Raw genomic sequence first — 6,000 nt, 5'->3', positions numbered from 1 at the left:
ATATGACCGTTGTGACTCCATTTTTATCTCGTCCATTGCTCTCGCTGCCATTGCTATTTGGGCATAATTAAATGGTGATTGAACCTAGCAGGAATACAAATTTTCCTCTTACAGCAGCTATTGGCTTACTGCATTTGTCTTACGAATGATAGAGCGCTTGAATGCCGTGATATGACGATAAGCTTCATCAATCCGGCTTGCTTTAATCTTACCGGTTTTTACCCTGGCTTCAATAATATCAATCACTACCTTGGGATCCTGAGGGGACTCAGAGAGCTGATTGCCAAAGATGAACATATCTGCGCCAGCATTGATGGCCAGTGTTAACGCATCTTCCAAGGCAAAATTAGCACTAATCGCTTTCATTTCCATGTCATCAGTAATAATGACGCCATTGAAATGTAACTGTTCCCGTAACAGCTCCGTTAACACTTGATGGGACAAAGTAGCAGGTAACCCAGATTTATCAAGATTCCGATTGACAATATGGGCTGTCATAATCATGCCACAAGTGTCATTACTTCTGGAGAGTAATTTAAAAGGCTCCAATTCGGATTCTTGCCAAGTATCAGTAACATCTACAAAGCCTAAGTGAGAGTCGGCATTGGCACTACCATGCCCAGGAAAATGTTTATAGGCACACTGAACACCGTGTTGTAAAAAATAATGTGAAAAAATCCTGCCATAACGAGCGACTTCAGCTGGATTAGCAGAAAAACTGCGTTTTAATTTGGCGATAATGGGATTGTCTGGATTAATATTAACATCAAGATCCGGCGCAAAGTTTAAATTGAATCCGGCAAGTTCTAGCGTCGCCCCCATGGTGTCAGCTATCTGCCCTGCTTTCTCGAGCCCCATTTTACCAACAAGCTCCGCTGCAACTGTTCCAGGAAAACCGTAGTTTTTATTTAATCTATCGACTTCGCCTCCTTCATAATCAACTGAAATTAATAGAGGCAATTGTGGACGATGCTGCCTTTCATTGGCACGCGAATTACTCCATTGCAAATAATGGTTTAATTCTTTTACCTGAGTTGAACTTGCTATATTTTTATCAAAAGTTTGTGTGCGCTGGTTATAATCAAATAAAATAACCCCACCAATGTTATCCTCATTAATCGCTTTGATGACCGGCGAATTTCTGTCTACGATCTTGCCATCAAATCCTATGATTAGCATTTGGCCAATCTTATCCCGTAAGCTAACTTCATCAGCAATGGCTGAATGAGTAATAAAGAGAACACAAATGACTGCTAAAATCCTAAAGCATTTCATAGATTAGCCCGCTAATTGAAAGCGGGAATGATAACAATTTATCCAAAAAGAATCAATATTGATTTTTTTGATTCAAAATTGACAATACCAACAACATGGATTGGTAGTTTAATTAAGACTATGCTACTTTTTACTTAAGCCATTTCAGGATGATTACGATGAAACCATTTATTGAGCAAGCTCAATTTTATGTTGGATACCATCAAAAACCTATAACTCGCTATACGCATTTTGCCGGTATTCCCTTGATCATTTTTTCCTTGATGATTTTCCTCGGTTTTTTTCATCTGGTTATTCCAGGAATACTCGACACCAACCTTGCCGGAATAGCGACTATAGTCTTACTTGTTTATTATTTCCGCCTTAATTGGCGCCTGGCATTAAGCCTTACCCCCATTCTCTTCTGTTTATTATGGATAGCTGATGCTATTAGCTATGCAGGTCCAACCAGTGGGGCCTTATGGACTTTTATCATTACTTTTATTCTTGGTTGGGGGTTACAATTCTTTGGCCATTTTCTAGAGGGAAAAAGACCGGCGTTTATGGATAATTTCTGGCAGGCATTGATTGCTCCATTATATCTGACCGCCGAGGTATTTTTTATGGCCGGCCACATGCAGGCGTTAAAAGAACAAATTTATGGCAAACCTGAAGAGCCACAGCCTCAGGAGCCAGTAAAAAAATCAGATTAACTCCTAATTATCGCCCCTGGTGATGAGGAAACACTGGTGGATGCGTTTATTGCGCTTGAAGTCCAAATCAATGGTTTCAGCGCTAATATCAGCTACCTTATATTTTTCGTTAACCTGAGGCGCTAGCTTGAATTGTCTTAAATTGGTGGAAAAATACAAACTACCACCTGGATTTAGTAAGGACATGGCCGCATCAATTAAATCTTGATGATCACGTTGTATATCTAAGGTAGTAGTCATCCGTTTTGAATTGGAAAAACTGGGCGGATCCAGAAAAATCACATCAAAACGATCTCGTGTCAGTTTAAGCCACTCCATACAATCGAAATGAATAAATTGCTGTTTGGACAGATCAAGGTGGTTAAGCTTGAAATTTTCTTCAGCCCAGCTTAAATAAGTTCTTGATAAATCAACATTTGTCGTCAAGGCGCCGGCCAGGGCAGCATGTACACTGGCACTAGCGGTATAGCAGAAGCAATTAAGAAAGCGTGTCCCGGGCGCTAATTGAGCAAAGCGCATGCGCAAGAGTCTGTGATCAAGAAATAATCCTGTATCCAAATAGTCATATAAATTTACGTTTAACCTGGCACGCCCCTCCTGCACCGTCATCGTTCGTTGAGTCTGATTCATTTTTTGGTATTGATTGGAACCTTTTTGTTGTTTACGCTGCTTAACCACCAACTTATCGGTCGCAATACCCAACGCGCGCGGAACGACCTGAATAACTTCCAGACTACGCTTTTCAATTTTATGTGCAGCAATTGATGCTGGCGCGGCATATTCCTGCAGGACGGCATAATCATTGTAAATATCGATGGCATAAGCATATTCTGGTAAGTCGGCATCATAAATACGATAGCAACTTATCTGATTACGCTTTACCCATTTTTGCAAATGCTGGAAATTCTTCGCTAGACGGTTGGCAAGCATCTGGGCCCCTGATGACAACGAACCCTCCTCACTGCTTTTTAACTGGTTTTTGGCATCAAGGACAAAACAATATAACTTGCACTCCAAAGCCCCGTTAAACAAGGTATATTGTTTACTGGCACGTAAACCCAGAGCCTTGGCAAGCATCGGGTTAGACGTTAAAACAGCCGCTTGCCACCCCTGATAATGAGTATGGATAGTACTGCCTAGTTGTTGGTAGAGTGGTACCAGGTGTGTTGCTTCACCTAAACGCTCCCCATAGGGAGGGTTGCAAATCAACAAGCCTTGATCATTAGATGGCTGGCAATCTTTGACTGCCTTTACATCAAACTCGACTAAAGGCAGCACGCCAGCCCGTTCCGCATTTGCTTTGGCAGCCGTAATTAACCGTGGATTATTATCCGTTCCCTTCAATTTTACTTTGATGGGTTTTACCTGTTGTAAGGCATGCGCTCTCATCTTTTCCCATAAAGAGGGTTGATGCTGCGCCCAGTATATCAACGATTGATCATGGCGTAATAAGCCAGGTGCAATATGGCCTGCCATCATTGCGGCTTCAATAACCACGGTGCCAGCACCACAGAAAGGATCATGCAAGGCATAACCATTAGCAGCTAATTGTGGCCATTTTGCACGTATTAACATGGCTGCAGCAATATTTTCTTTTAAGGGTGCTTCACCGGCCTGGGTTCGATAGCCACGCTGGTGCAAACTATAACCCGTCAAATCAAAACTGACTGTGACGATGTCGTGTTTTAAATGGGCATGGAGGCGAATTTGCGCTTTTTCACGATCGATCGAAGGGCGCATCCCTTTAAATTGGCGAAAATGATCCACAATACCATCCTTGACTACTTGTGCGCCAAACATGGAATTTCTTATATGTGTTGAAGAACCATGAAACTCAATAGCCAGCGTTTTATCGGCGGAAAATACCGTTTGCCAGGGAAATTGGTTACAAAGCTGATAAAGAGTCTGCTCATTATGGGCTTGTCCACTAAACAGGAGAAGCTGTACACGATTAGCCAGGCGGGACCACAAGCACAACTGATAAATCACAGCTAAATCAGCCTCCCCGTAAACACCCTGGGGGCTCACACGAGTGATTCGTAACCCCAGCGCCTTAACCTCTTCTTCCAGCAGGTATTCCAAACCCTTCGGGCAACTAATAAATAAAGAATAATTCATTATAAACAAGCTCTTAAAAAACGAAATAGGGCCTTTGAAGCACCAGTAGGTTTGCCGCTGTTTTGTTCGTCAACTGCTTTCTTTACCAATTGGCGCAACTGCTGCACATCAGTGGGTTGGAAAGCATCAATAAATTCAGTGAGGGCTTCTTTTCCCTCATTTATCAGGCGATCCCGCCATTGTTCCAATTCATGAAAAGCAGCCGTTTGGGCACTATCTTCAGCAATAATTGTTTCATATGCAGCCAGTATAGCCTCGTTATCAGCAGCTCGCATAAGTTTACCAATCAATTGTGCTTGCCGTCTTATCGCTCCATGGCTCTTGATCGATTTAGCATCAATAATAGCCTGACGCAAATTGGGTGGTAATGGCAAGGTATCAAGTTTAGACAAACTCAACGCGATTAATTTGACGCCTACCTTTTGCAAAGCATCAGCGTCACGCTTTTTTTGTGATTTACTTTTCGGCTCTTCCATCAAACGACCCTTTAAAAACTAATATATACACTCGGTCTGAATGCTCTCGTTTCATCGTACTAAATGTGTGATTGCTCCATCCAGGTGAAACTTACAGGGTACCCAGGAGAAGAAAAACAGTATTTCTTATTTTAGCATCTTTGCTGCTTTCTCTGACAGTGTCTCTAGCAGGGTCTGCTGACATTTCGCTGGCCTTGCCCAAGAAACATTGATTTGCAGGCATTGCGACGCTCTTCCCACGAGAATAAAGACCGCGAAATATTGGAAATTAATCCGCTGCGACAAGAGGAATAGAGTTTGGCTGATAGCCGTGGCCCTTCATTCGAGAACGCAGATAAGCTCGACTAATAGCGAAGAGATTATAAACCAGTATGGCTAGTAATAGAGAATGTAACCAGGTCACTGTTAAATGAATAAAAATGGGGACTGTAATAAAAACACCTATACAACCACCCAGGCTCAGGATTAAGGTCTTTTTTAAAGGAATTTTATTTTGCTGAACAAACACTAAAGTAGTTAAGGGTTGTTGCATAGCCCCAGCCGTCATCATAATAGGGAAAGCAACGACTGGCGACACATTCAGTAAAAATAACACGGCTTGCACCATCACAAATAGGCCAATGCCCACGGAAGTTAAAGCGCCACAGATAACCATTGCAAAAAAACCAATAAAAAGTTTACCAGAATGCAACGCGATCAGCTCGCCACTCGAAGGTATTAAACGTAATTGATGGCAGATTAGCAGGCCGATGATAATCACAAAACAGCACATCATTGCCAGGCGGATAGCTTGCTTACTTAAGTGCGTCACAATGACCCCGCCAACCAATCCCCCAAAACAAGTCCCCATTACCAACGTGACCAGTGTGGTAAGATCCACATCGATTAATTGCATGAAAAAGAGAGACTCTATCGTCCCTGGAATAACCTGAGCACCATTGTTTACCGCGGGTAATTCATCATCGGGAAAAGTCCTCAGTATTTTAGCCAGGGTAACGTTTACAGCAAAGCTGCCAACTCCAAGCGTATCAGCAATAAAGGCAATAACCCCACTCACAGTGAGCTTTATATAATCCAAAATAGATAAACGCACGGGAGGTTGTTTTCTAAGCTTGTACAACATGGCTATTATACAAACAAAAGTTAAAATTAATATTGCCACTATTATCAAAGAGATAGCCATTAGATTCCTAGCATACTGTTCGTTTTATGAACCCCAGAAGCATTGTGCCCGGACACTTCTAGTCTGTGGGCCACCTTAGGGTGAATGCAGAAGGGTGAACACTGATTATACATCATTAATTCTTTCGGGCAAGCAAAAACAGAATAAATAACAGTCTTTTTTGTTTATATTATGCTCTATTGGATATTTTATTGATCTCCCATCGGGGGCATAAAATTTTGTAACCCCTTCAATAAATTGAAAAATTAGCCCCTCC

6 protein-coding genes are annotated in these 6,000 nt (G+C 42.0%); 1 reads left to right on the top strand and 5 read right to left on the bottom strand.

From position 1 onward, the window contains the following. Positions 1–117: 117 nt before the first annotated feature. Positions 118–1,275 (bottom strand): glycoside hydrolase family 3 protein, encoded by a 1,158-nt coding sequence (locus Lfee_RS09235; protein ID WP_058446043.1) that lies wholly within the window; start codon positions 1,273–1,275, stop codon positions 118–120. Between the two features lie 158 nt (positions 1,276–1,433). Here Lfee_RS09235 and Lfee_RS09230 point away from each other — a divergent pair, with 158 nt between their 5' ends. Beyond that, the gene (locus Lfee_RS09230; protein ID WP_058446041.1) at positions 1,434–1,967 is read left to right on the top strand and encodes an Mpo1 family 2-hydroxy fatty acid dioxygenase; all 534 of its coding nucleotides are present in this window, start codon (positions 1,434–1,436) and stop codon (positions 1,965–1,967) included. A 3-nt stretch (positions 1,968–1,970) separates the two neighbouring features. On the opposite strand, the gene rlmKL is transcribed toward Lfee_RS09230, so the two are convergent. The 4 genes from rlmKL to Lfee_RS09215 all read right to left on the bottom strand — a co-directional run bounded on the left by rlmKL (position 1,971) and on the right by Lfee_RS09215 (position 5,744). After that, the gene (gene rlmKL, locus Lfee_RS09225; protein WP_058446039.1) at positions 1,971–4,085 is read right to left on the bottom strand and encodes a bifunctional 23S rRNA (guanine(2069)-N(7))-methyltransferase RlmK/23S rRNA (guanine(2445)-N(2))-methyltransferase RlmL; all 2,115 of its coding nucleotides are present in this window, start codon (positions 4,083–4,085) and stop codon (positions 1,971–1,973) included. Beyond that, positions 4,085–4,561, bottom strand: coding sequence for a ribosome biogenesis factor YjgA (gene yjgA, locus Lfee_RS09220; RefSeq protein ID WP_058446037.1), 477 nt, complete (start codon positions 4,559–4,561; stop codon positions 4,085–4,087). Before yjgA ends, rlmKL begins: the two co-directional genes overlap by 1 nt. A gap of 91 nt (positions 4,562–4,652) precedes the next feature. Next, positions 4,653–4,784 carry a hypothetical protein gene (locus tag Lfee_RS17810; RefSeq protein WP_269147459.1) on the bottom strand — a complete coding sequence of 44 codons (132 nt, stop codon included), beginning with the start codon at positions 4,782–4,784 and terminating at the stop codon, positions 4,653–4,655. A 45-nt stretch (positions 4,785–4,829) separates the two neighbouring features. After that, positions 4,830–5,744, bottom strand: a complete 915-nt coding sequence (locus Lfee_RS09215) for a sulfite exporter TauE/SafE family protein (protein ID WP_058446034.1) — start codon at positions 5,742–5,744, stop codon at positions 4,830–4,832. Between the last annotated feature and the right edge of the window lie 256 nt (positions 5,745–6,000).

The organism is Legionella feeleii (assembly GCF_001467625.1).
Lineage (GTDB): Bacteria > Pseudomonadota > Gammaproteobacteria > Legionellales > Legionellaceae > Tatlockia > Tatlockia feeleii.
Note: the sequence above shows the minus strand (reverse complement) of the source record. Positions and strands in the feature narration are given on the sequence as shown.